Source organism: Photorhabdus cinerea, from assembly GCF_011189575.1.
In the GTDB taxonomy this organism is placed as follows: Bacteria; Pseudomonadota; Gammaproteobacteria; order Enterobacterales; family Enterobacteriaceae; genus Photorhabdus; species Photorhabdus cinerea.
The window spans coordinates 87,528-109,694 of the sequence record NZ_PUJW01000002.1; the positions used below are offsets into that span (position 1 = coordinate 87,528).

The window sequence follows — 22,167 nt, forward strand, 5'->3', positions numbered from 1 at the left end:
TTGTCTCTGCAACTGCCGGATGGTGTAGAGCCGCTGCCGGATATCAAATTCCCGGCTAAACCGTCTTGTGCTGTGCTGGCTCAACGCGAAGCTAACTGGGTTATCAATCAACAGGAGGATATATGAATATTGCTATGAGCTGGCAACAGTGGTTGACTGCCCCCAATAAATCGCCCGTTTTCTTTATGCTGAATTCGCTGGCCCAGCCCGATCCGGTTGATCTCTTTTACACTCAGGACTGGGTTGAACAGGCGTTTCCTTTATATAGTGATACACAGATGAATCACCTTTTGGCGCAAAGCCCTTGGTTAGTTCGGCCAAAGTTAGGCTGCTTATCAATGATAGCTCATCAGCTTGATCGCCATGCATTGAGTGATATCAGCTGGGGTTGGGCTTATCGTAGTGATAATTCATGGTCGCAACAGCTTAATCACTGGCGCTCACGTCAGTTGGTGATATTGCGGGAAAAACAGGTGGTTTTTCGCTTAATGGATGCGCGCATTTTTAGTTCGTTATTCCCGGCAATGACCGATAGCGATTGGTCAGGATTGCTGACCCCGGTAAGTGAGTTGATGATAGGTACACCTGAACCACACATTTATTACCGTACTGAAAGTTGTGATCAAAGCGGGAGCGATAAGCCTTTTGTTCTGGAGCATCATTTGATTCAAGCCTGGTATCGTTCCACTTATGCCCTGCAAGGGTTGGTATTTGCGCTCAGTAGTCATCTATGGGAAAACCACGGTGGATTGGCTGAGAAACTGGATGCGCCAAAAGGAAAGTTACAGGAACAGATTACTGATTGGTTACGATATCGTTTAGCAAGTGGGGATGACATTGGTAAACTGACCAGTGCAGATTATTTACAGACACTCAATGAGCAATAGGCGATCGCTGACTGCGCAATCGTTGCGAGTCAGCATGACAGTAATAGAAGGTTTCAGACCGGGGGAAAGCCAATCTTATTAAAGCGTGAATTTCGTAGTGCTTCTTTGACTCTTTTTAAGTTATCTCTGAATGTTGCGCCACGACGCAAGGTAAATCCGGTAGCCAGAACATCGATAACAGTTAATTGGGCGATTCTTGAAACCATTGGCATATAGATATCTGTATCTTCCGGTACATCCAGAAGAATGGCGAGCGTTGCTTCGCGAGCAAGTGGGGAATTTTGAGAGGTAATCGCGATGACCGTTGCATTATTTTCACGCGCAAGTTGTGCCGCTTCAACCAGGCTTTTTGTCCTGCCAGTATGGGATATCAACACGACTACATCACCTTCGGTACTGTTAATACAACTCATCCGTTGCATCACAATGTCATCAAAATAAATAACCGGAATATTGAACCGGAAGAATTTATTCATTGCATCATGAGCAACAGCGGCAGAAGCACCTAAGCCAAAAAATGAGATTTTCCGCGCCTGAGTCAGTAAATCGACAGCCCGATTAACCGCTGTGATATCCAAATTGTTTTTTACCGTGTTCAGCGTCGCCATTACCGATTCAAATATCTTATTGGTATAGGCGCTAACGGTGTCGCTTTCTTCAACATTACGGTTTACATAAGGTGTGCCATTGGCAAGGCTTTGGGCCAGATGGAGTTTGAAATCGGGGAAACCTTTGGTATCCAGACGACGGCAAAAACGGTTAACGGTTGGTTCACTGACTTGTGCCATTTTTGCCAGCGTTGCAATACTGGAATGAATTGCTGTTTGCGGTGAAGCCAGAATAATTTGCGCCACTTTTTTTTCTGATTTACTTAAGAATTCAATACTGTTTTGCACCCGTTCCAGTGTGTTCATAAAACGTAGTTACCTATGGTTTTAATGATTTCATTCAAAGGAGAAATCTATGTAAGTTTTATGAAAATATACTACTAGTAAATTGAAGCTGGCAGCAGGAAATCACAATAATCTAATATTTTTCATAAAAGTATGACAAGTGTCTAACTTTCATATTGGTAATTATCTTTCATATAAGTTGCAAAATTACATATTAATATAACTATTCAGTGGTGGTAGCGCCTGTTGTTAATGGAAGATTAGAGTTATTTACTATAGCTGTTTACGCGCTATAACCAAAAGGGTACATTATTGGTTAAGGCTGTAACAAAATTACAATATCCCGCAACGAGGAGATGCAATATGGCGGTTACTTCCACAGCTCAGGCTTGTGATTTAGTAATTTTTGGGGCTAAAGGGGATTTGGCTCGCCGGAAATTATTACCTTCCCTTTATCAGCTTGAAAAAGCGGGTTATATCCATCCGGAAACACGGATTATTGGTGTTGGTCGGGCTGATTGGGATAAAAAAGCTTATACCAAAGTTGTTGAAGAAGCTTTAAATACATTTTTGCCGGAAGAATTAGATCCAAAGTTATGGCAGACGTTGAGTGCACGTTTGGCGTTTTGTAATCTGGATGTGAACGAAAAGGAAGATTTCACCAGACTGAAAAAAATTCTTAAGCAAGATAACCGGCCTGCAATCCACTATTTTGCGATGCCACCAAGCACTTTTGGTGCTGTTTGCCACGGATTGGGTCTTGCGGGGTTGAATAAAGAGCCAAACCGAGTTGTGATGGAAAAGCCTCTGGGGACGGATCTTGAGTCATCCAAAGCCATCAATGATGAGGTTGCTAAATATTTCAATGAGCGTCAGGTTTATCGCATTGACCATTATCTGGGCAAGGAAACGGTATTAAACCTGTTAGCACTGCGTTTTGCCAATTCGTTGTTTGTCAGTAACTGGGATAACCGGACAATTGATCATGTACAAATTACAGTAGCGGAAGAAGTCGGTATTGAAGGCCGTTGGGGTTATTTTGATCAAGCCGGGCAGATGCGCGACATGATTCAGAATCACCTGTTACAAATCCTAACTATGATTGCTATGTCTCCGCCGGCAGATTTGACAACAGACCATATCCGTGATGAGAAAGTGAAAGTATTGCGTTCCCTGCGTCGTATTGATCGCACCAATGTGCGGGAGAAAACGGTACGCGGTCAGTACACCGCCGGTTTTGTGCAAGGGAGTAAAGTTCCGGGTTATCTGGAAGAAGAGGGCGCGAACCAGTCTAGCAGGACAGAAACTTTTGTCTCTATCCGTGTCGATATTGATGACTGGCGTTGGGCCGGGGTTCCTTTCTATCTGAGAACCGGTAAACGATTGCCAACTAAATGTTCTGAAGTGGTGGTTTATTTTAAGAAACCAGCGCTGAATCTGTTCTCTGAATCTTATCAACAATTACCGCAGAACAAGCTGACTATTCGTCTGCAACCGGATGAAGGTATTGATATTGAAGTGCTGAATAAAGCTCCGGGGCTTGAACATAAGCACCGTTTGCAAACCACCAAGCTGGATCTGAGTTTTTCTGAAACTTTCAATCATATTCCGTTAGCAGATGCTTATGAAAGGCTGCTGCTGGAAGCTATGCGTGGTATTCAGGCGTTATTCGTTCGTCGTGATGAAGTGGAAGAAGCTTGGAAGTGGGTTGATTCCATTATGGAGGCATGGGTGGCAGATAATGATGCTCCTAAACCTTATCAGGCGGGAACGTGGGGGCCAGTTGCTTCTGTTGCTATGATCACCCGTGATGGCCGTTCGTGGAATGAGTTTGAATAACGGGCAATAAATGAGGAACGTATAACCCTTTCATTGAGGCTCAAGCCGCGTTATAAGCGGCTTGGTCTTATCGGCTTATGCCGATATCTGCGCTGTTTTTTATTCATTTTGTGATGTCAGACGAGAAAAGAATAAAATTGAATAATTGCTTTCTATTATTCCATATGGTAGAAGTATCAAAGTAATCGACACTATAACTATGAGGATTCTTAGTATATCGCACAGATTGTCGGTGCGATGAAAGAATAAAATACCATGAACAGCGCCAAAAGCGTCAAGTTTCAAAGTTCCACCCACGTACTTTTCCTTTCTGCCATTTTATCCAGTGAACATTACTGGTGCGGTGCATTGTAGCGTCTGACTCCTGTTAACCGGTTTTCAACCGGTGTTTCTGTTTCGTCAAAACATCAGGTTATTTATTTTTCATCTCATGCGTAGGTGGAAATAGGTTATTTGTGACTTGTGTCTTGACGTGCATATTTGCGTGTTCAGGAGAAAGAAAATGATTTATTGGTTATTCCTTGCAATGGCAATTGTTACCGAAGTTATCGGTACCTTATCGATGAAACATGCCAGTGTTTCCGGTGGTGTAGCTGGCATGGCAGTTATGTACATCATGATCGCCACATCCTATATCTTGCTGGCAATGGCGGTGAAAAAAGTTGCATTGGGCGTTGCGTATGCTTTGTGGGAAGGCGTTGGCATTCTATTTATTACTGTTTTTAGTGTGATGTGGTTTGATGAATCACTGTCATTGATGAAAGTGGGCGGTTTGGCTCTGCTGGTGACAGGAATTATGCTGATTAAATCTGGCACTAAAAAAGCTACGGTCAAAAAATCAGCTGAGGCAATGAAACAGATGGCAAGTAAGGCTGTCAGTGCCGCAACCACCAAAAACAGTAAAATAAAGGAGGCATAACATGTTGCAACAATTTGAATGGTGGCATGCTGCGTTTCTGTTTCTTGCTGTAGTGTTAGAAATTTTAGCGAATATTTTACTGAAATTTTCTGATGGTTTCAGACGTCCTTGGATGGGTATTCTCTCACTTATTGCTGTCCTTGGGGCTTTCAGTGCGCTTGCTCAGGCAGTGAAGGGAATTGAGCTTTCTATTGCTTATGCTTTGTGGGGGGCTTTCGGTATTATCGCAACAGTTGCAGCTGGTTGGATTATGTTTAATCAACGTTTGAATTGTAAAGGTTGGGGGGGAATTGCTTTATTGCTGTTGGGGATGGTGATGATCAAGATGGCTTAAGCCATAGCGTAACCCAATCTGGGGGAGTGTGATTTACAGAGATTGTTTTAATTTTTTAGCTTCTGATGCAGCTTATAATTATTTTTTCTCTGCTCAGATATTTTAATTAAATACTGTATGTCGCCTCCCTCTTTAATTTTAAAAATCAGGGCAAAGATATATTATTAGCATTTTGGTTTTTAAATAAATGATGAGGGCGGATTATTATTTGTTTTTTTATATATCTGCTGGTATATAACTATTTTGCATAATAGCCAGCAGATATAGATAAAATGACTTTTAGCAAGTAAAACATACATCTGGTGTATGACCATCTTTCGAACGACAGCCAGGGCACCAAGATTGGACGATATGGAGACCATCACCCATATCCCTCATGCCAAAGTCTTCATAGCGATAGAAAATGTGTTGACCAATTGAGACAGAACAAGATGGGCAACTTTTGTAGAGCTTGCCTTCTAGTTCTGCAACAATTGAATCATGAAAGGAACAGTTACAACTTGAACAAACATCCATAGAATGCTCCATACCAAGTGATAAAAGTTATTAAAGGTTTAGGCCACGTTGATATTCACTAAACAATGGCCGGGCACTTATGTGCTTATTAGAAAGTATGGATGACTCATAAGCATAATTCAATATTTGAAGTGTAAATATAGAAAATCCGTTTGGTGTATTAACTTTGTCAGATGAAATAAACTCTATTTATTATAAACAGTAGTGGTGATTATTTTGTTTAAATTTATTATCAAAGTCTTATTAGTTATTTAAACATGGCATAATTTAAAGTTTTTTCTAAAAAGGGCCATTGTTAAAGTCGATGTTTTGGTCTGAGAGATTGATTTATAGTAAGTTTTGATATCAAATTTTTGTCAGCTATTGTCTGCAAAGCTGGAAATATATCTGAAACAGTAAAATATAGATATTATAAGACTTGTTGGGATATTCTTAATAAATTCCACGTAATCAAAATATAAACACGGGTAGTAAAGAATATCCCGAGATTAATATTAAATTCCCGCGATAATTTTTATTTCGACTTTATATTTGGGGTTCATCAGTTTGGCTTCAATTGTGCAGCGCACTGGCGCACTTCCTACTTCAACCCATGCATCCCAGACGGTGTTCATACCGGCAAAGTCTTCTTTATCAGCCAGAAAAATAGTGGCATCAATAATTTTACTTTTATCAGAACCAAGGCGCTGTAACATGATATCAATAGCGGCCAGTGTATCAGCCATCTGCTCCGTAATATCACCATCCAGTTTTTCTGGGACACTGGTGTAATAAATGGTTTTGTTGTGGATTACTGCTTCGGACCAGCGATCTTGTGGATCAATACGTTCAATTTTCATGGATACCTCTTTAAGTTAACGACTATATCTGCCTGATTTTGGGTGGTGATCAGGGAATAGTATTGGCATAATCTCCATCCATTCTATTAAAAGAGACAGTCTGTGTCAGACGATTTTGCGAAAAACGGTGCGCTTGCTAAAGCAATAAAAGGTTTCAAACCCCGTGATGCTCAACGAGAAATGGCTGTTGCTATTAAGTGTGCAATTAAAAACCATCAACAATTGGTGGTAGAGGCGGGCACAGGAACGGGTAAGACATTTGCTTATCTGGTGCCTGCATTGCGTTCTGGGCAGAAAGTGATTATTTCTACTGGTTCCAAAGCACTACAGGATCAGCTTTATAATCGTGACTTGCCGACTGTTGCTGAGGCAATTAATTTCTCTGGTAAACTGGCGCTGTTAAAAGGCCGTTCAAATTATCTTTGCCTGGAACGGCTGGAACAGAATTCTTTTAGCGGAGGGCAACTGGAAGCGGAAGTTCTGTCAGATATGGTTCGACTGAAAAGCTGGTCTTCGCAAACGGAAGAGGGGGATATCAGCACTTGCTATCAGATAGCGGAAGATAGCCAGGTTTGGCCGTTGGTAACCAGTACTAATGATAATTGCCTTGGCAGTGATTGTCCGAGTTATCAGGCGTGCTTTGTTCTGAAAGCTCGCCGTCGGGCAATGGATGCGGATGTGATCGTTGTCAACCATCATCTGTTTATGGCAGATATGGTGGTGAAAGAAACTGGATTCGGTGAGTTGATCCCACAAGCGGAAGTCAAGATATTTGATGAGGCACATCAAATTCCCGATATCGCTAGTCAATATTTTGGTCAGCAATTAAGCAGTCGCCAGCTAATGGATCTGTCCAGAGATATTATTATGGCGTACCGCACGGAAGTACGGGATCAAGCTCAGTTACAAAAGAGCGCTGATCGCCTAAGTCAGAGTACACAGGATTTCCGGTTGGCGTTGGGCGAGAATGGTTATCGTGGCAATTTGCGAGAATTATTGCAAAATACGCAGGTACAACGGGCACTCGTATTGCTTGATGATGCATTTGAGCTTTGTTACGACGTGATGAAGTTGTCTTTAGGGCGTTCAGTTATGTTGGATGCCGCATTTGAGAGAGCGACAGTTTATCGCAATCGCCTTAAGCGTTTGAAAGATGTGACCATCCCCGGTTACAGTTATTGGTTTGAAAGTTATGGTCGTCATTTTCTTCTGGCGTTGACACCTCTGTCTGTTTCCGACAAATTCAGTGAAATTATTAATGAGCAATCCAGCTGTTGGGTTTTTACGTCAGCCACATTATCTGTTAACGAACAGCTTTCACATTTCACCGAACGGCTTGGGCTAAAACAAGCAAAGACCTTATTGTTGCCAAGTCCATTTGATTATCAGAGTCAGACACTACTTTGTGTTCCTCGTCATTTGCCGTCACCGAATCAGGCTGGTGGTGCAAAATGGTTGGCGAAGATGCTTAAGCCTCTGATTGAAACTAATAAAGGCCGTTGTTTCTTTTTGTGCACTTCACACCAGATGATGCGCAGTTTGGCTGAAGAGTTCCGTGCCAGCATGACATTGCCGATTTTAGTTCAGGGTGAAACCAGCAAAAGTCAGTTACTTTCGCAGTTTATTTCTGCCGGCAATGCGTTATTGGTGGCAACCAGCAGTTTTTGGGAAGGTGTAGATGTGCGGGGTGATGCGCTTTCTTGTGTCATTATCGATAAGTTGCCATTTACGGCACCGGATGATCCGTTATTAAAAGCGCGTATTGAAGATTGCCAGCTTAAAGGTGGTGATGCATTTAATGAAGTTCAGTTGCCGGATGCGGTTATCAGCCTGAAACAAGGTGTCGGGCGGCTTATTCGTGACGTTGATGATTATGGCGTGGTTGTGATTTGTGATAACCGCTTGGTGATGCGTCCATATGGTGAAGTGTTTCTTAACAGTTTACCCCCTTCGCCGCGAACTCGTGATTTAGCAAAAGCTATCGCTTTCCTTGAAGCTCGGCAATCTTCTTGAATCAAAGGAGGAAAAAGACAGGTTAATTGACAAGGGGCATTTTTCAGAGGTGATTAAATATGGTTAAAAAGTATCGTAGTGAGGCATTTGCTGCAATTCACGAAACGATGGAGGCATTGAGTGAAATAGGGAGTGTCAATAAGCAAACTATGCGTGAGTTTGATGCCGCCTGTTTGACCCCCATAGAATCATTATCCAGAGGAAATACGTTTTCTTCGTGAGCGGGAACATTTGTCACAACCTGTTTTTGCCCGGTATTTAAATGTGAGTAAAAATCTTATATCGGATTGGGAGCGAGGGACAAAAAAACCCGGAGGGCCGGCTGCTGGGTAAAATAGGCAAAGTTATGATAAGATAGCGCCTTATTTCGAATTATATATTACTTGCCGAGGTTAAGGCATGTCCACACGAATTCTGGCTATTGATACTGCAACGGAAGCCTGCTCAGTTGCTCTTTGGAATGATGGTGCCGTTTTGGCACAGTTTGAAATTTCTCCACGTGAACACACTCAACGTATTTTACCTATGGTCCAATCTGTTTTGGCAGAAGCGGGTGTCAGTTTACAGCAACTCGATGCTTTAGCTTTTGGTCGTGGGCCGGGTAGTTTTACTGGTGTGCGTATTGGTGTTGGTATTGCTCAGGGGTTGGCTCTGGGAGCTGAATTGCCGGTAATTGGTGTTTCAACGCTCAATACAATGGCGCAAGGTGTTTTTCGTTTGACAGGATCAACTCAGGTATTAACAGCTATTGATGCCCGGATGGGGGAAATTTACTGGGGGCAATATGTTCGTAATCAGAGAGGTGAATGGCAGGGAAATGAAACAGAAGCCGTGCTGAAACCGGAGCGGGTACAGGAGATTATGGCTTCATTGAATGGAGATTGGGTGGTTGCTGGTACTGGCTGGCAGACTTATCCTCAATTGGTGATAAGTCATTTAACGCTAACTGATAGTGATATCACATTACCTCATGCTGAAGATATGTTACCCCTGGCTGTGCAGATGTGGCGGAACGGTGAGGTAACGGCCGTAGAACACGCTGAACCGGTATACTTACGTAATGAAGTTACTTGGAAAAAATTACCGGGCCGTTAAGCATCGATTGATGAAACTTGTAGTAAAACAAAGTATCAAATAAATAGAGTTATTTTGATCGTATTATTGGATCAATTTTTAGGAGAAGGTGGTTATGTTAAAAGTAATAAACTGCCGAACGAGTATTCAAGCACTAGTCGTATTAGCTGTTGTCATGCTCACAGGTTGTATCTCCGTTCCTGATTCAGTAAAAGGAACGTCACCATCGCCAGTTCAAGATCTGCTTTCTGTTAAGAACGCACCTGAGTTGTTTATCGGTCAGGAAGGGAGATTTGGTGGTAAGGTACTTGATGTGGTGAATGAAAATCATCGTACCCGTCTGGAGATATCGTCATTGCCATTAGCATCAGATGCCAGTCCAGAACTGCATGAGCCTTCTTTCGGTCGTGTCTATGCTTATGTTAATAACTTTCTTGAGCCTGATGATTTTAAAGGAAATTACGTCACGGTTGTTGGCCCGATAATGGGGTTGGAGAAGGGTAAAATTGGTCATGCGGATCACTCCTATGTTGTGATTAATGCAACGGGCTATCAACGTTGGAAGACTGTTCAGCGGGTATTGGTGCCTTATAATTCGGGGGCCTGGAATTATTATGGTTATCCATATTCTTCAGGTTGGGGATGGAATTGGTATTATCCCGATCCAGCGCTTGTTGAGACTATTTTGACCAGGTGAGCTAATTTCAATACCGGGAACTGTTAATAAGCAGTTTATGGGTGCCGTAATCTAATTTTGTTGGAACCGCCGCATTATATGTGGCGGTTATTTATGTCGCTATTTTTGGGGTCTTATCGTTAACTTCATTGCAATCCTTGTACCCAAGCCAGCGGTTGCTTCCTTAGCCAAAGTTTTCCGTAATTCATCAGGAATATCACCCGATTCTAGTACTACAAAACCAAATTTGTCATATAATCTGCGGCTTGGTATAAAATCGCGGAAAGTTGTGAGATAAAGTGCCGTTTTGTCGTGCTGCTTTAATTTTTCGATGATTGAATTAAGAAGGGCACTGGCAATGCCCTTACCATTATATTCAGGTAGTATATCAATCTCAGCTAACAGAGTTAATTGATTTGAAAAGCGGATTAGCGCGAATCCGACCCGTTTTTGATCACTTTCTGCGACCCAAAGCCGTTGTTCTTGAACTGCTGATTCAATTTCATGTACAGGCAAGGTTTGACTACAGAGTGTTTTCGGCAGTAGTTCATCTGGAAAAAGGGAAGCCGCTTGTAGTTCTATATCGCTGATGTTAACACCATCTTCATAGCTCGCCATTCTGATCGTCATGTTGTTCATAATCATGTTTTATTAGTTCTGGTTTTTTAATAATGTATTGGAATAGATGAAAGCAATAAATACTATTCTAAAAATGCTATCTTAAGTGAAAATGTATCGGTTAATGTATAATCAATAGCGACAAAGTTAAATGTTAACTACGGCAATAATATACTGATAATTAAAAATAATTTACAGACGGCACAGTTCTCTTGGTTTTCTGTATGAAGAGTTAACATTAAATTAGTGATGTATATCTCAACCTGAACAATGTTTCTTTTTTAAACTGGTATGCTGAGTTAATAATTTGTTAAAACAAGGCGTGCGTTATTTATTAGGCGAGTGATAACATAGCAATTATAAAATTTCAGGAGTACTACCTTGGAGAAAGTCTGGCTAAAGCATTATCCGGCAGATATCCCTGTGGAAATTGATCCGGATCGTTATGCATCATTGGTTGAGATGTTTGAAAATGCCGTTGCGCACTATGCAGATCAACCTGCGTATATAAATATGGGTGAGGTTATGACCTTCCGTAAGTTGGAAGAGCGTAGCCGGGCATTTGCCGCTTATTTGCAAAATGGTTTGGGATTAAGCAAAGGGGATCGTATTGCACTGATGATGCCAAACTTGTTGCAATATCCTGTTGCTCTGTTTGGTGCTTTGCGCGCAGGTTTGATTGCCGTAAATGTCAACCCGTTGTATACGCCACGCGAGCTTGAACATCAGCTTAATGACAGTGGTGCTTCAGCCATTGTAATCGTTTCTAACTTTGCTCATACACTGGAAAAAGTCGTTTTTAATACCAGAGTTAAACATGTTATTTTGACACGTATGGGTGATCAGCTATCTCGTCCTAAAGGTACGTTGGTTGATTTTGCTGTGAAATATATCAAACGACTGGTACCGAAGTATCACCTGCCTGATGCTATCTCATTTCGTTGTGCGATACACAAAGGTTATCGCATGCAATATGTGAAACCGGATATTAACGGTGATGATTTGGCTTTCTTGCAATACACTGGCGGCACTACTGGCGTAGCCAAAGGGGCAATGCTGAGTCACCGTAACATGCTAGCAAATCTTGAACAGGCAAAAGCAGTTTATTCACCATTACTGCGTGTAGGTCAGGAGCTAATCGTTACTGCGCTGCCGCTTTATCATATATTCGCGTTAATGGTGAACTGTTTGCTACTTATTTACGTGGGTGGATGTAATCTTCTGATTACTAACCCGCGTGATATTTCAGGGACAGCTAAAGAATTGAGTCGTTATCCGTTCACTTCAGTGACTGGAGTGAATACGTTATTTAACGCTTGGTTGAATAACGAAGAATTTAAGAAGCTTGATTTTTCCGCATTGCGTCTTGTTGTTGGTGGTGGTATGCCAGTTCAGAAAGCAGTTGCTGAGAAGTGGGCTGAAGTGACTGGAAGGACTCTTCTTGAGGGCTATGGTTTGACAGAGTGTTCACCACTAGTTTCCTGTAATCCTTACAACGTGAAAAATTACACGGGTAGTATAGGTTTTCCGGTGTCTTCAACTGAGATCAAACTTACCGATGATAATGGTAATGAGGTACCAATAGGCCAACAGGGGGAGCTGTGGGTCCGTGGCCCACAGGTTATGGTAGGTTATTGGAATCGCCCTGATGCGACAGAAGAGGTGTTGAAAGATGGTTGGGTCGCGACGGGTGATATTGCGAATATTAATGAGCAAGGTTTTATTCATATCGTAGATCGTAAAAAAGATATGATTTTGGTTTCTGGTTTTAATGTATATCCTAATGAAGTTGAAGATGTTGTGTCAGCTCACCCGAAAGTGCTAGAGTCAGCAGCAATAGGCGTACCAAGTGAAAGCTCAGGTGAAACTGTCAAAGTATTTGTGGTTCGCAGAGAGCCTGGATTGACCGAAGATGAGCTTAAAACACATTGTCGTCGTTATTTGACAGGGTATAAAGTACCTAAGATCATTGAGTTCCGGGATGAATTACCTAAATCTAATGTGGGTAAAATTCTTCGAAGGGAACTACGAAGTGAAGAGGAAAAGGTAAGGAATGCAATTGTAGCCTGATCCTTTTCATAATACTTATAAGCACGACAACGCCGGATAAAACCGGCGTTGTCGTGCTTACTCCATGAATGGCTAAGAGAACTATGTTTTGAATTATCAGTTGATCACCACAGATGCTCAGTTGCAACAAGTCTGCGAAAGAGCAAAAGAACACTCAAAAATAGCATTGGATACTGAATTTGTACGCACACGGACGTATTACCCGCAATTAGGTTTGATACAACTGTATGATGGCGAACAACTGTCTCTGATAGATCCACTTAATATCACCAACTGGCAACCTTTTCGTGAATTAATTACCAATCCTCAGATATTGAAGTTTCTGCACGCTGGTAGTGAAGATTTGGAAGTCTTTCTGAATGCTTTTCAATGTCTGCCGGAGCCGATGATAGATACTCAAGTCCTTGCCGCTTTTACCGGGCATCCTCTTTCATGTGGTTTTGCCGCGTTGGTGGCTGAATATATCCATGTCGAACTGGATAAAAGTGAATCCCGTACTGATTGGCTTGCTCGTCCATTAAGTGAAAAGCAGTGCGAATATGCGGCGGCAGATGTTTATTATCTACTGCCTTTGGCTGATATCTTGATGGCTACGACGACACAGGCCGGATATATGGAAGCCGCAATTGGGGAATGTCAGCTTATCAGCCGGCGCCGCGGAGAGATATTAGCGCCAGAATGTGCTTATAAACAGATAGGTAACATCTGTCAATTACGTCCCCAACAGCTTGCGTGTTTGAAAAAGCTGGCGGCATGGCGTTTGAATCAGGCCAGAGAGCGTAATTTGGCTGTGAATTTTGTTATTCGTGAAGAAAACTTATGGCAGGTAGCGCGTTATATGCCAACCTCTTTGGGTGAGTTGGATGCACTGGGGTTAAGTGGGCAAGAGATTCGTTGTCATGGTCGTCGTCTGTTGGCAATGGTGATTGAAAGTGGAAATATTCCAGAATGCGAATGTCCCCCACCAGTGACAAACTTGATTGATCAACCTGGTTATCGCACAGCATTTAAGGATATTAAGGCACTGATCAATCAGGTAAGTGAACAACATAAATTTAATTCAGAATTACTGGCGTCTCGTCGTCAGATTAATCAGTTACTCAGCGCTCACTGGAAATTGAAACAATTAAATGGCAAACCTGAATTGCTCAGTGGATGGCGGGGAGAATTGCTAGCTGGGCCAGTCACAGAGATTTTGGCGAACTATTCTAATTAACTCGCATCGAATGAGAGTGACTGCTTTAGCCTGCTCAATATCAGGCTAAAGCGTGTGGGTTGGGGTTCTCACTTAGGGTTACCCCATCTCAGGCTGTTACATAATCAGCATGGTTATAATGATAAAACAACCTTGTTCACCCACGTTATTTCTGAGCTTCTTCTGTTTCAGGTAATGTTATATTAAGCTCCAGTACGGAGATGTCATCACCTTTCTGCTCAAATTGTACAGAGAGCATTTCAGGATCTACTTGTATATATTTACATATTACAGCCAGAATATCCCGTTTCATATCAGGCAGATAGGCTGGTTCAGAATCACCGCGGCGACGTTCTGCCACGATGATTTGCAGTCGCTCTTTAGCGATGTTTGCTGTCGTCTTTTTCCTCGACAGAAAAAAATCTAGTAAGGCCATGTTTTACCCCCCAAACAGGCGTTTTAAGAAGCCTTTTTTCTCTTCTTCAATGAAACGAAAAGGATGCTCTTCGCCCAGTAAACGTTCAACAGTATCTGCATACGCTTTTCCTGCATCGGATTCTGTATCCAGAATGACAGGTTCTCCTTGGTTGGATGAACGCAGCACAGATTGATCTTCAGGAATAACACCAATTAAAGGAATGCATAAAATCTCCAGAACGTCTTCCATACTGAGCATATCACCACGGCTTACACGTCCTGGATTATAACGAGTCAGTAATAGATGCTCTTTAATTGGATCTTCACCGCGTTCAGCCCGTCGTGATTTAGAGGCCAAAATACCTAGAATGCGGTCCGAATCACGCACTGAAGAGACTTCAGGGTTAGTTGTGATAATGGCTTCATCAGCAAAATAGAGCGCTATTAATGCACCACTTTCAATTCCCGCTGGGGAGTCACAGATAATAAAATCAAAACCCTGTTTATCCAGATCGAGTAGAACTTGCTCAACCCTTTCAGAAGTGAGAGCGTCTTTATCGCGGGTTTGTGATGCAGGTAAGATATAAAGATTTTCGGTACGTTTATCCTTGATTAATGCTTGATTAAGTGAGACGTCACCTTGAATGACGTTTACGAAGTCATAAACCACGCGACGTTCACATCCCATAATTAGATCGAGGTTACGTAGACCGATATCAAAATCGATAACAACGGTTTTTTTACCTCTTTGAGCAAGGCCAGTAGCAATGGCCGCGCTTGAAGTGGTTTTGCCAACGCCACCTTTACCTGATGTAACAACAATAATGCGTGCCATGAAGTAATTCCTTATTAAAAGGGCTAGATTAAAGGTTCGATAGTTAATTCATTATTTATCAGGCTAAGTTTTGCGGCTTTTCCTGCTAATTCAGTTGGGATTTTATCGCCGAGCCAATATTGCCCAGCGATAGAGACTAACTCGGCGTTTAAATGAGTGCAAAAAACCAGGCATTCCTGATCACCGGATGCACCGGCTAATGCTCGGCCACGCATCATGCCATAGATATGAATATTGCCATCCGCAATCAATTCTGCACCGGCACTCACATTGCTAGTGACAATAAGATCACTTCCTTGCGCATAAATTCTCTGGCCTGAACGAACAGGTAAATTAATTATGCGAGTTTTTTTAGCCGTAGGTTCTGCCGGTTTATTTTCCTGTACCGAAACTTTTTGTTTTTTGCCTTCATTCAACAGCGGTAAGGATGCTTTTATTGCCGCCCGGCGTTGCTTTTCATCACGGCAACCGCTAATTCCGACAATACGGAATCCTGCTGAATCAATAGCATGATGCAGAGCTTTTAGATCAGCTTCTGCCGGCAGAGCGGAGATATTAATGACAACAGGCGCATTTTTCAGGAAATCCGGTGCTTGTTCCACCTTTTCCTGTAGGGCCTGTAGAATAATTTCAGGTTGATCATTGTATAGATGAACGACTGAAAGTGTAAAATTACTGCCTTTTAGCTCAATTGGCGACTGTGACATCTATCCTGACTCAGATTCAGCAAATTTGAGATCCCCAGAAACAACATCTGGGATGCGATATTTTGAAATACAATAAGCATGTTATAATTACTGAATTATTCAAGCAAGTCGCAGCCTTAATTTAAAAGAGTTTATTATAATGATTTGTGTGATTTACAGAAGCCCGAAGCGGGAGCAAACATATCTTTATGTTGAAAAAAGAGATAATTTCTCTCGTGTTCCTGAGGAGTTACTGAAAAGCTTTGGTCGGCCTCAATATGCAATGATGATTTCCCTAGCAGACAGGAAAAAACTGGCAGGTGCTGATATAGAAAAAGTAAAAATATCGTTAATTGAACAGGGTTTTTACCTACAAATCCCACCTCCGGTCGAAAATTTAATGAATCAACATTTGAACCAGATGGAAAAATAAGGAAAATCTGAGGATTTGATGGGTGAAATTGACCGTCATTGTGGTTTTATTAACCACCACAATATTAACGGGTACGGTGTTTCAAGGGAAAATAACGTAGAGTTGTACCGGTTGGGCCATCGAGCAATATAGAGGATAAATTTCCTCTGAATGCCGCAGACTCGTTATTCCTGATGATGTAGTGTAACAAATGCTATAATCAGAGGTACCTGACAAACCAGACAGAGTGAGAAATGGGTATGTATCAGCACAGAGACTGGCAGGGCGCATTACTGGATCTTCCAGTCAATAAAGTTGTTTGCGTTGGCAGTAATTACGCCAAACATATTAAAGAGATGGGTTTTCAGCCGCCGGAAGAGCCGGTCATTTTTATTAAACCGGAAACTGCACTGTGTGATATACATCAGCCAATTGCAATTCCAAAAGATTTTGGTGTTGTTCATCATGAAGTTGAACTGGCTGTGCTGATTGGTACACAGTTAAAACAAGCAAATGAGGAGCGTGTTGGTATAGCGATTGCTGGTTTTGCTGTCGCATTGGATCTTACCTTGCGTGATTTGCAGTCTAAATTTAAGAAAACAGGTCAGCCGTGGGAAAAAAGTAAAGCGTTTGATGGCTCTTGCCCGATATCTGGGTTTATTCGGATGAGTAGTTTTGGTGATCCACAAAATGCCCAGCTTTCACTGACAGTTAATAATGAATTACGGCAGAATGGTAATACCAACGATATGTTGACCCCCATCATTCCTCTGATCAGCTACATGTCGCACTTTTTCACTTTGCGGCCAGGAGATGTGATTCTCACTGGTACACCGGAAGGTGTTGGATCACTAGCATCCGGTGATACGTTGAAGGTTACTCTGAATGATAATTCACTCACCACAAGAGTGATTTGAATAATATAAGGAATAGTAGAAGTTATGTCTCAGCCTTTCTGGCAGGTAAAAACTCTGGATCAGATGACGGATGAAGAATGGGAATCATTATGTGATGGATGTGGACAATGTTGTCTGCATAAGTTGATGGATGATGATACCGATGAGATTTATTTCACTAACGTTGCCTGTAATCAGCTCAATATAAAAACCTGTCAGTGTAAAAATTATGAAGACCGTTTTAGATACGAGCCGGATTGTATCAAACTGACTCGTTACAATTTGCCAACTTTTGAATGGTTGCCAATGACTTGTGCATATCGTTTGCTTGAAGAAGGAAAGTCCTTGTTACCTTGGCATCCACTGATTAGAGGTTCTAAATCAGCAATGCATAGTGAAAGGATTTCTGTCAGGCATATTGCAGTACGGGAAATTGATGTTGTGGAATGGGAAGACCATATCATTAATAAGCCAGAATAATGGTTTAATTAACTGTAATTTAATAAATTATTTTTCTATGTTTCCCCGGCTGGAGCAGTTTGGGATCTTGCTCCAGAGCTAAGTTATCCAAGGGGTGTATCTATCGAAATTAACTAAAGGTTGATTGTATATAATTGCATCTATACTATTACCATTAGGTAATTAAACCTGTGGTTTATTAGAGGAAGCATAAAATATGCCAAGATATTCGGAAAACATAGAAAAAATTACCAATGATTTCAGTTGTTTAAATGAGCCAGAGCTCAACCGTGCTCTTTATAGTATTCTTGATTCCTCTGGTACTGATATTGTGCATGATGTGAATGAGCTCATTCTTCCACCGGGCTACCGATTGGTCAGGGTTGATAGCAGGTTAGATTTGGATATAGATGAGCCTCACTTTGAATTGGCGTTGCTGAGTGACGATGCAAAAGAAGTTGTTTATTACAACAAAGTCATTGTGATGAATGATTTGGTGCTTAATTGCAGTCCTGCGTCGCAAACGCTTGTATGGCGAACGAAAAAACCAAAACATAAAGCGGCGTTAAGTGATTTAGCAGCTAAAATCTTTTTCCACTATCTAATTAAAACATATGATGTAGTTGCTTCAAACGTCAACCAAATAATAGACGATATCTCTTTTTGGCAAGCTCGAATGTATGAAGCATTACAGTTTGGGCTTTATGTTTACGGTTATGATGTTATGACTTGTGAATTGAGAAATATCTTAACTGAGGATGATGTTGGTAAAGAGCAGAGTTGGTTATGGGGTGATGCAGAGTATTATATGGATAGATTAGCGATTATTTCCAAGATCAAATTGCCTGATAAGTAATTAATTGTACTATGTTATATCTGAGGTTAATATAATGGTTCGAACTAACTCGAACCATTATCAATTAATTAGAAAGCACTGGAAACCCAAGAACTAATTCTCTCGAAGAAAGATTTAATTGATTCCCATGCTTTACTTAGCCATTCAGTGAGTTGCCTGGCCGCCTCAAGAATAAAGCTGGAAATTCTACCAAACAGGTTGGAAAAAAATGTTCCAGTTTTCTCCATAAAGCTTTGTATTGCCGCTCTGGCTTCCGGATATTGTAAGCCGAATGTAATCGCTTTATCGTAACTTGCATCAATTTGTCTGTTATTCTCATCTTTGGTTCTTTGACGAGATTTATTCATGTTATCGATCCAGTCTTGGTCTGCATTGTCTGGATCAGAGGTAATCGCATTTTGATATTTCTGGGTGCTGTCAGTGACACTTGCTTTAGAAACTTGTGCTATTGAATTAGCACCAGATTTCACTGAATCTTTCAATTCATTAACAATACCATCTATTTCCTTATTTTCGGTAATATTTACACTTTCATATTGTTCCTCAAGCATATTTGCATATTCCTGGAGTTCAGGTGTCGATGGTACAAATGGTTTAATGTTAGGATTATCTAATATACGTTTTGCGTGTTGACGCATTTCATTCATTAGGTCGATAAATTGGATATCAGTAAGTGTAATATCGGACATAGATTATTTCCTTGTATTTAGTTAGTAAACTATTTGTTAAATTTAAAAAGTGTAGAATTCTTTATTTAAATTGGTGGAAATAAGTTAAAAATAAGCTGTATTATCTATATCTATTTTTGTCGATCTTGGTTTAATATATTCACAAATGAATATGGTATAATTTAGATGCTAATTTTTGGCGGTGCCGGAGAATACTTCCCGGCACCTGAAACAAAAAACGTTTTAATAAAGAAAGTCTTATTCAGATTAATCCCGAAAATCCTAATCCTAATCCTAATCCTAATCCTAATCCTAATCCTAATCCTAATCCTAAAAACGTTTAATGCTAGCCATATAACTTATTTTTCTAATTACTGAACATAATCCTTTAATTTATAAACCAGCGTATTATCATCGTGGGATAGTGTCAGTTTTTGATTTTTTAGTGTGACTTTAACGCCATCGGCCAATACCTTACCAATCAAATAATCCCATTTGTTTAACTTATCATCAGCGCAAAGCATCTGAGTGCTGGCCAGATCTTTAACGGTCAATACACCATTTTTCAGTTTACCCTGACCCATAAAGTTATTACACATGGAACCAGAGACATGCATTTTCTCACCGAATTCGAGGGTTGGTACGCGACCATCTTGATTTTTCGCACTTTCGCCATTAACACTTACTAGAACAAATCTGTGATGTTGTAAATCATTAACTGACACGTTTTCTACCGCTGAAGCTTGGAATGTGGCTAACAATAAAGTTGCTGTAGCCAAAGGTAGTATTTTTTTCATATTTATCTCCTAATATATTATTTTACGGGTACTTACTAACAATATTCGGGCAGTTTTCCCCGTTGATTAATTGCTGGATATTTCTCAGCGTAGTTTCACTGATACTGGTTAAGGCTTCTTCTGTTAAAAATGCCTGATGACCGGTAAACAGCACGTTATGACATGAAGACAAGCGACGAAAAATATCATCCTGAATCACATCATTAGATTTGTCTTCAAAGAAGAGATCGCGTTCATTTTCATAAACGTCCATACCTAGAGAGCCAATTTTTTGTTGTTTTAATGCGTTGATAGCAGCAACGGAATCAATTAGGGCTCCGCGGCTGGTATTGACGATCATTACGCCGTTTTTCATTTTACTGAAGGCAAGTTCATTCAGCAGATGATAGTTTTCTGATGTCAACGGGCAATGAAGAGATATCACATCGGATTGTGCATATAGCGTATCCAGATCAACATATTCAGCACCGAGATCCAAAACAGCTTGATTGGGGTATGGATCATGCGCCAACAGGCGCATACTAAACCCTTTTAGAATACGTAGAGTTGCGATACCAATTTTACCGGTTCCGATAATTCCCGCTGTGCGGTTATGCATATTGAAACCAATTAAGCCTTCGAGAGAAAAATTGGCGTCACGGGTGCGTTGATAAGCTCGATGAATACGGCGGTTTAAGCACAGAATTAACCCAATGGTATGTTCGGCAACTGCTTCGGGGGAGTAGGCTGGTACCCGTACAACCTGAATACCCAGCTCTTCAGCTGCATCTAGATCGACATTATTAAAACCTGCACAACGCAATGCGAGGATTTTTATATTCATTTCAGCCAATTCTTTGAGTACTTCACGGTCAGCATTATCGTTAACGAAAATACAAACAGCATCTGCACCAATAGCGTTTTTAGCGGTTTGTGCACTGAGAGGAAAATCGAAAAACTCGAAATCATAATCAAACCCGAGCTTTTGATTAACCAGCTCCAGATGTTTATGGTCATACTGTTTGGTACTGTAAACGACTAATTTCATGGAATTATCTCCGCTATAATTTAAGTAGCTAATAAATTGTTTAGGGCTTAAATTATTGCTGACGTAAAGGATTAAATAAACCGATAAATTAAGTAACTCTATAGATGTATTGCTCGTTGTTTTCCTATATGTTCAACATAATTTTCTTATTAATCAATGTTTTAGTTTAAGGTGTGTCTGCTAAAATATGGAATAATAATAGAAGTAACCGATCTAAGGCTTAATAAGAAGAGGTAATGATTTGATAATTAAAGGGTGAAAAATATTTATTATCGTGTTGATATTGTTGGCATTACTTGTACTAATTGTATGGTTTTTAATCCCTCTTAATATTAATATGGAATGTCAAGATTGAGCATGAAATTCATGTAAAGGTAGACGGAGAGGTTGAAGAAGTTGCTGCCAGTAATAACATTTCTACAGAACAGGTAGCTAAACTGACGGGTGAAAAATGGGTGAATAGAGCTGCATCCGGAGAGTATGTGTTGGGTATTAATGGTCAATGGCTAAAGAAATAAAAGCGCGCCAGCCAGGTGGCGCGCAAAATACAGCCAATATATAGATAAGTGACGTGTGAATGATGAATAAAAATGACTATCTGGTCGCTATTTTTTCCAGAGTTTCACGGGCAGCCTGTTGTGCTTGATTTGCAGTATCAGGACTTAATCCTACACCTTCAACAAACACAAATTCCATATCAGTGAGACCAAGGAAACTCAGAAAAAGACTCAGATAAGGTACTAACAGATCACTAGGGCCGTCTTTATGGATACCACCGCGACTGGTCAGAACGATTACACGTTTGCCTTTTATCAGACCTTCAGGGCCATTCTCGGTATAACGGAAAGTCACACCCGCTCGGGCTATCAGGTCAAAATAGCTTTTCAGTTGGGTTGGAATGTTAAAGTTGTACATAGGCGCAGTCATAACAATGACGTCATGATCCTGCAACTCAGTAATGAGTTCGTTAGATAATGCCAAAGCTTCTTTCTGACGAGCAGTCATTTCATTACCCGTTGGACGTAATGCATGAACCAGTTCGTTATCCAGAATAGGGATAGGTTGTGCAGCCAAATCGCGTACTGTGATATGGTCATCAGCGTGGTTAGCTTGCCATTTTTCAATAAAGAAATCTGCCATTTGGTTAGTGTGTGAATGTTGCGCCATAATGCTGGATTTCAGAACCAGAACTTTACTCATTTTTATTCCTTAAATTAACTTTTGATAGTTCACTTGTTAAT

Annotated in this window: 25 protein-coding genes and 1 pseudogene; 16 read left to right on the forward strand and 10 right to left on the reverse strand. The window is 40.9% G+C overall.

Annotation, left to right across the window (positions count from 1 at the left end):
* Both C5469_RS23990 and C5469_RS02520 read left to right on the forward strand, forming a co-directional pair.
* A complete protein-coding gene (locus C5469_RS23990) occupies positions 1-126 on the forward strand; it encodes a hypothetical protein (RefSeq protein WP_278249739.1) in 126 nt (41 codons plus the stop codon).
* Positions 123-887, forward strand: coding sequence for a DUF4123 domain-containing protein (locus C5469_RS02520; protein ID WP_166301903.1), 765 nt, complete (start codon positions 123-125; stop codon positions 885-887). Before C5469_RS23990 ends, C5469_RS02520 begins: the two co-directional genes overlap by 4 nt.
* A 53-nt stretch (positions 888-940) precedes the next feature.
* Here the strand turns inward: C5469_RS02520 and C5469_RS02525 are convergent, their stop codons facing one another.
* Positions 941-1,801 carry a MurR/RpiR family transcriptional regulator gene (locus C5469_RS02525; protein WP_166301906.1) on the reverse strand — a complete coding sequence of 287 codons (861 nt, stop codon included), beginning with the start codon at positions 1,799-1,801 and terminating at the stop codon, positions 941-943.
* Positions 1,802-2,143: 342 nt separating this feature from the next.
* On the opposite strand from C5469_RS02525, the gene zwf reads away from it, so the two are divergent.
* From zwf to mdtI, 3 genes are all read left to right on the forward strand, one after another.
* Positions 2,144-3,619, forward strand: a complete 1,476-nt coding sequence (gene zwf, locus C5469_RS02530) for a glucose-6-phosphate dehydrogenase (protein WP_166301909.1) — start codon at positions 2,144-2,146, stop codon at positions 3,617-3,619.
* A 502-nt stretch (positions 3,620-4,121) separates the two neighbouring features.
* Positions 4,122-4,538, forward strand: coding sequence for a multidrug/spermidine efflux SMR transporter subunit MdtJ (gene mdtJ, locus C5469_RS02535; RefSeq protein WP_054476590.1), 417 nt, complete (start codon positions 4,122-4,124; stop codon positions 4,536-4,538).
* Between the two features lies 1 nt (position 4,539).
* Entirely contained in the window at positions 4,540-4,872 is a 333-nt protein-coding gene (mdtI, locus tag C5469_RS02540; protein ID WP_166301912.1) for a multidrug/spermidine efflux SMR transporter subunit MdtI, read from the forward strand.
* Positions 4,873-5,882: 1,010 nt separating this feature from the next.
* Here the strand turns inward: mdtI and C5469_RS02545 are convergent.
* A complete protein-coding gene (locus tag C5469_RS02545; protein WP_166301915.1) occupies positions 5,883-6,227 on the reverse strand; it encodes a RidA family protein in 345 nt (114 codons plus the stop codon).
* A 102-nt stretch (positions 6,228-6,329) separates the two neighbouring features.
* On the opposite strand from C5469_RS02545, the gene yoaA reads away from it, so the two are divergent.
* The 4 genes and pseudogenes from yoaA (at position 6,330) to C5469_RS02565 (ending at position 10,011) form a co-directional block, all read left to right on the forward strand.
* Entirely contained in the window at positions 6,330-8,240 is a 1,911-nt protein-coding gene (gene yoaA / locus C5469_RS02550) for a DNA repair helicase YoaA (RefSeq protein ID WP_166301918.1), read from the forward strand.
* Between the two features lie 59 nt (positions 8,241-8,299).
* A pseudogene (locus C5469_RS02555) lies at positions 8,300-8,573 on the forward strand (helix-turn-helix domain-containing protein).
* A 66-nt stretch (positions 8,574-8,639) separates the two neighbouring features.
* Positions 8,640-9,335, forward strand: coding sequence for a tRNA (adenosine(37)-N6)-threonylcarbamoyltransferase complex dimerization subunit type 1 TsaB (gene tsaB / locus C5469_RS02560; protein ID WP_166301921.1), 696 nt, complete (start codon positions 8,640-8,642; stop codon positions 9,333-9,335).
* A 94-nt stretch (positions 9,336-9,429) separates the two neighbouring features.
* On the forward strand, positions 9,430-10,011 hold the full coding sequence (locus C5469_RS02565) for a Slp family lipoprotein (RefSeq protein WP_166301924.1): 582 nt from the start codon (positions 9,430-9,432) through the stop codon (positions 10,009-10,011).
* Between the two features lie 99 nt (positions 10,012-10,110).
* On the opposite strand, the gene C5469_RS02570 is transcribed toward C5469_RS02565, so the two are convergent.
* A complete protein-coding gene (locus C5469_RS02570; RefSeq protein ID WP_166301927.1) occupies positions 10,111-10,620 on the reverse strand; it encodes a GNAT family N-acetyltransferase in 510 nt (169 codons plus the stop codon).
* 369 nt (positions 10,621-10,989) lie between these two features.
* Between C5469_RS02570 and fadD the strand changes: the two genes are divergently transcribed.
* Entirely contained in the window at positions 10,990-12,678 is a 1,689-nt protein-coding gene (gene fadD / locus C5469_RS02575) for a long-chain-fatty-acid--CoA ligase FadD (RefSeq protein ID WP_166301930.1), read from the forward strand.
* Positions 12,679-12,766: 88 nt separating this feature from the next.
* Positions 12,767-13,894 carry a ribonuclease D gene (gene rnd / locus C5469_RS02580; protein ID WP_166301933.1) on the forward strand — a complete coding sequence of 376 codons (1,128 nt, stop codon included), beginning with the start codon at positions 12,767-12,769 and terminating at the stop codon, positions 13,892-13,894.
* A 145-nt stretch (positions 13,895-14,039) separates the two neighbouring features.
* Here the strand turns inward: rnd and minE are convergent, their stop codons facing one another.
* From minE to minC, 3 genes are read right to left on the reverse strand one after another with little or no spacing between them, the layout of a single operon-like run.
* Positions 14,040-14,309: a cell division topological specificity factor MinE gene (gene minE, locus C5469_RS02585; RefSeq protein ID WP_023045613.1), complete on the reverse strand. Its 270-nt coding sequence runs from the start codon at positions 14,307-14,309 to the stop codon at positions 14,040-14,042.
* Positions 14,310-14,312: 3 nt separating this feature from the next.
* Positions 14,313-15,125, reverse strand: a complete 813-nt coding sequence (gene minD, locus C5469_RS02590; protein ID WP_166301936.1) for a septum site-determining protein MinD — start codon at positions 15,123-15,125, stop codon at positions 14,313-14,315.
* A 23-nt stretch (positions 15,126-15,148) separates the two neighbouring features.
* On the reverse strand, positions 15,149-15,832 hold the full coding sequence (gene minC, locus C5469_RS02595; RefSeq protein WP_166301939.1) for a septum site-determining protein MinC: 684 nt from the start codon (positions 15,830-15,832) through the stop codon (positions 15,149-15,151).
* A gap of 139 nt (positions 15,833-15,971) precedes the next feature.
* Here minC and C5469_RS02600 point away from each other — a divergent pair, with 139 nt between their 5' ends.
* The 4 genes from C5469_RS02600 (at position 15,972) to C5469_RS02615 (ending at position 18,434) form a co-directional block, all read left to right on the forward strand.
* Entirely contained in the window at positions 15,972-16,244 is a 273-nt protein-coding gene (locus C5469_RS02600) for a YcgL domain-containing protein (protein WP_054476563.1), read from the forward strand.
* Positions 16,245-16,483: 239 nt separating this feature from the next.
* On the forward strand, positions 16,484-17,140 hold the full coding sequence (locus tag C5469_RS02605; RefSeq protein WP_166301942.1) for a fumarylacetoacetate hydrolase family protein: 657 nt from the start codon (positions 16,484-16,486) through the stop codon (positions 17,138-17,140).
* 24 nt (positions 17,141-17,164) lie between these two features.
* Entirely contained in the window at positions 17,165-17,599 is a 435-nt protein-coding gene (locus C5469_RS02610) for a YcgN family cysteine cluster protein (protein ID WP_054476560.1), read from the forward strand.
* Between the two features lie 196 nt (positions 17,600-17,795).
* Positions 17,796-18,434 (forward strand): hypothetical protein, encoded by a 639-nt coding sequence (locus C5469_RS02615; protein WP_166301945.1) that lies wholly within the window; start codon positions 17,796-17,798, stop codon positions 18,432-18,434.
* Between the two features lie 68 nt (positions 18,435-18,502).
* On the opposite strand, the gene C5469_RS02620 is transcribed toward C5469_RS02615, so the two are convergent.
* The 3 genes from C5469_RS02620 to C5469_RS02630 all read right to left on the reverse strand — a co-directional run bounded on the left by C5469_RS02620 (position 18,503) and on the right by C5469_RS02630 (position 20,926).
* A complete protein-coding gene (locus tag C5469_RS02620; protein ID WP_166301948.1) occupies positions 18,503-19,123 on the reverse strand; it encodes a hypothetical protein in 621 nt (206 codons plus the stop codon).
* Positions 19,124-19,473: 350 nt separating this feature from the next.
* The gene (gene hslJ / locus C5469_RS02625) at positions 19,474-19,899 is read right to left on the reverse strand and encodes a heat shock protein HslJ (RefSeq protein ID WP_166301951.1); all 426 of its coding nucleotides are present in this window, start codon (positions 19,897-19,899) and stop codon (positions 19,474-19,476) included.
* A 22-nt stretch (positions 19,900-19,921) separates the two neighbouring features.
* Positions 19,922-20,926 carry a 2-hydroxyacid dehydrogenase gene (locus C5469_RS02630; RefSeq protein ID WP_166301954.1) on the reverse strand — a complete coding sequence of 335 codons (1,005 nt, stop codon included), beginning with the start codon at positions 20,924-20,926 and terminating at the stop codon, positions 19,922-19,924.
* 335 nt (positions 20,927-21,261) lie between these two features.
* Between C5469_RS02630 and C5469_RS02635 the strand changes: the two genes are divergently transcribed.
* The gene (locus C5469_RS02635; RefSeq protein ID WP_339413590.1) at positions 21,262-21,444 is read left to right on the forward strand and encodes a YnbE family lipoprotein; all 183 of its coding nucleotides are present in this window, start codon (positions 21,262-21,264) and stop codon (positions 21,442-21,444) included.
* Positions 21,445-21,520: 76 nt separating this feature from the next.
* Here the strand turns inward: C5469_RS02635 and C5469_RS02640 are convergent, their stop codons facing one another.
* Entirely contained in the window at positions 21,521-22,126 is a 606-nt protein-coding gene (locus C5469_RS02640; protein WP_166301957.1) for an FMN-dependent NADH-azoreductase, read from the reverse strand.
* Positions 22,127-22,167 lie beyond the last annotated feature (41 nt).

Bases quoted from the DNA above. Each gene is read 5' to 3' on its own strand.
- minC (WP_166301939.1), bottom strand. From the start codon at position 15,832: ATGTCACAGTCGCCAATTGAGCTAAAAGGCAGTAATTTTACACTTTCA.
- minE (WP_023045613.1), bottom strand. From the start codon at position 14,309: ATGGCCTTACTAGATTTTTTTCTGTCGAGGAAAAAGACGACAGCAAAC.
- C5469_RS02615 (WP_166301945.1), top strand. From the start codon at position 17,796: ATGCCAAGATATTCGGAAAACATAGAAAAAATTACCAATGATTTCAGT.
- C5469_RS02605 (WP_166301942.1), top strand. From the start codon at position 16,484: ATGTATCAGCACAGAGACTGGCAGGGCGCATTACTGGATCTTCCAGTC.
- C5469_RS02520 (WP_166301903.1), top strand. From the start codon at position 123: ATGAATATTGCTATGAGCTGGCAACAGTGGTTGACTGCCCCCAATAAA.
- C5469_RS02600 (WP_054476563.1), top strand. From the start codon at position 15,972: ATGATTTGTGTGATTTACAGAAGCCCGAAGCGGGAGCAAACATATCTT.
- C5469_RS02610 (WP_054476560.1), top strand. From the start codon at position 17,165: ATGTCTCAGCCTTTCTGGCAGGTAAAAACTCTGGATCAGATGACGGAT.
- hslJ (WP_166301951.1), bottom strand. From the start codon at position 19,899: ATGAAAAAAATACTACCTTTGGCTACAGCAACTTTATTGTTAGCCACA.
- mdtI (WP_166301912.1), top strand. From the start codon at position 4,540: ATGTTGCAACAATTTGAATGGTGGCATGCTGCGTTTCTGTTTCTTGCT.
- C5469_RS02570 (WP_166301927.1), bottom strand. From the start codon at position 10,620: ATGACGATCAGAATGGCGAGCTATGAAGATGGTGTTAACATCAGCGAT.
- mdtJ (WP_054476590.1), top strand. From the start codon at position 4,122: ATGATTTATTGGTTATTCCTTGCAATGGCAATTGTTACCGAAGTTATC.
- tsaB (WP_166301921.1), top strand. From the start codon at position 8,640: ATGTCCACACGAATTCTGGCTATTGATACTGCAACGGAAGCCTGCTCA.
- C5469_RS02565 (WP_166301924.1), top strand. From the start codon at position 9,430: ATGTTAAAAGTAATAAACTGCCGAACGAGTATTCAAGCACTAGTCGTA.
- C5469_RS02525 (WP_166301906.1), bottom strand. From the start codon at position 1,801: ATGAACACACTGGAACGGGTGCAAAACAGTATTGAATTCTTAAGTAAA.
- C5469_RS02640 (WP_166301957.1), bottom strand. From the start codon at position 22,126: ATGAGTAAAGTTCTGGTTCTGAAATCCAGCATTATGGCGCAACATTCA.
- C5469_RS02545 (WP_166301915.1), bottom strand. From the start codon at position 6,227: ATGAAAATTGAACGTATTGATCCACAAGATCGCTGGTCCGAAGCAGTA.
- C5469_RS02620 (WP_166301948.1), bottom strand. From the start codon at position 19,123: ATGTCCGATATTACACTTACTGATATCCAATTTATCGACCTAATGAAT.
- C5469_RS02630 (WP_166301954.1), bottom strand. From the start codon at position 20,926: ATGAAATTAGTCGTTTACAGTACCAAACAGTATGACCATAAACATCTG.
- minD (WP_166301936.1), bottom strand. From the start codon at position 15,125: ATGGCACGCATTATTGTTGTTACATCAGGTAAAGGTGGCGTTGGCAAA.
- zwf (WP_166301909.1), top strand. From the start codon at position 2,144: ATGGCGGTTACTTCCACAGCTCAGGCTTGTGATTTAGTAATTTTTGGG.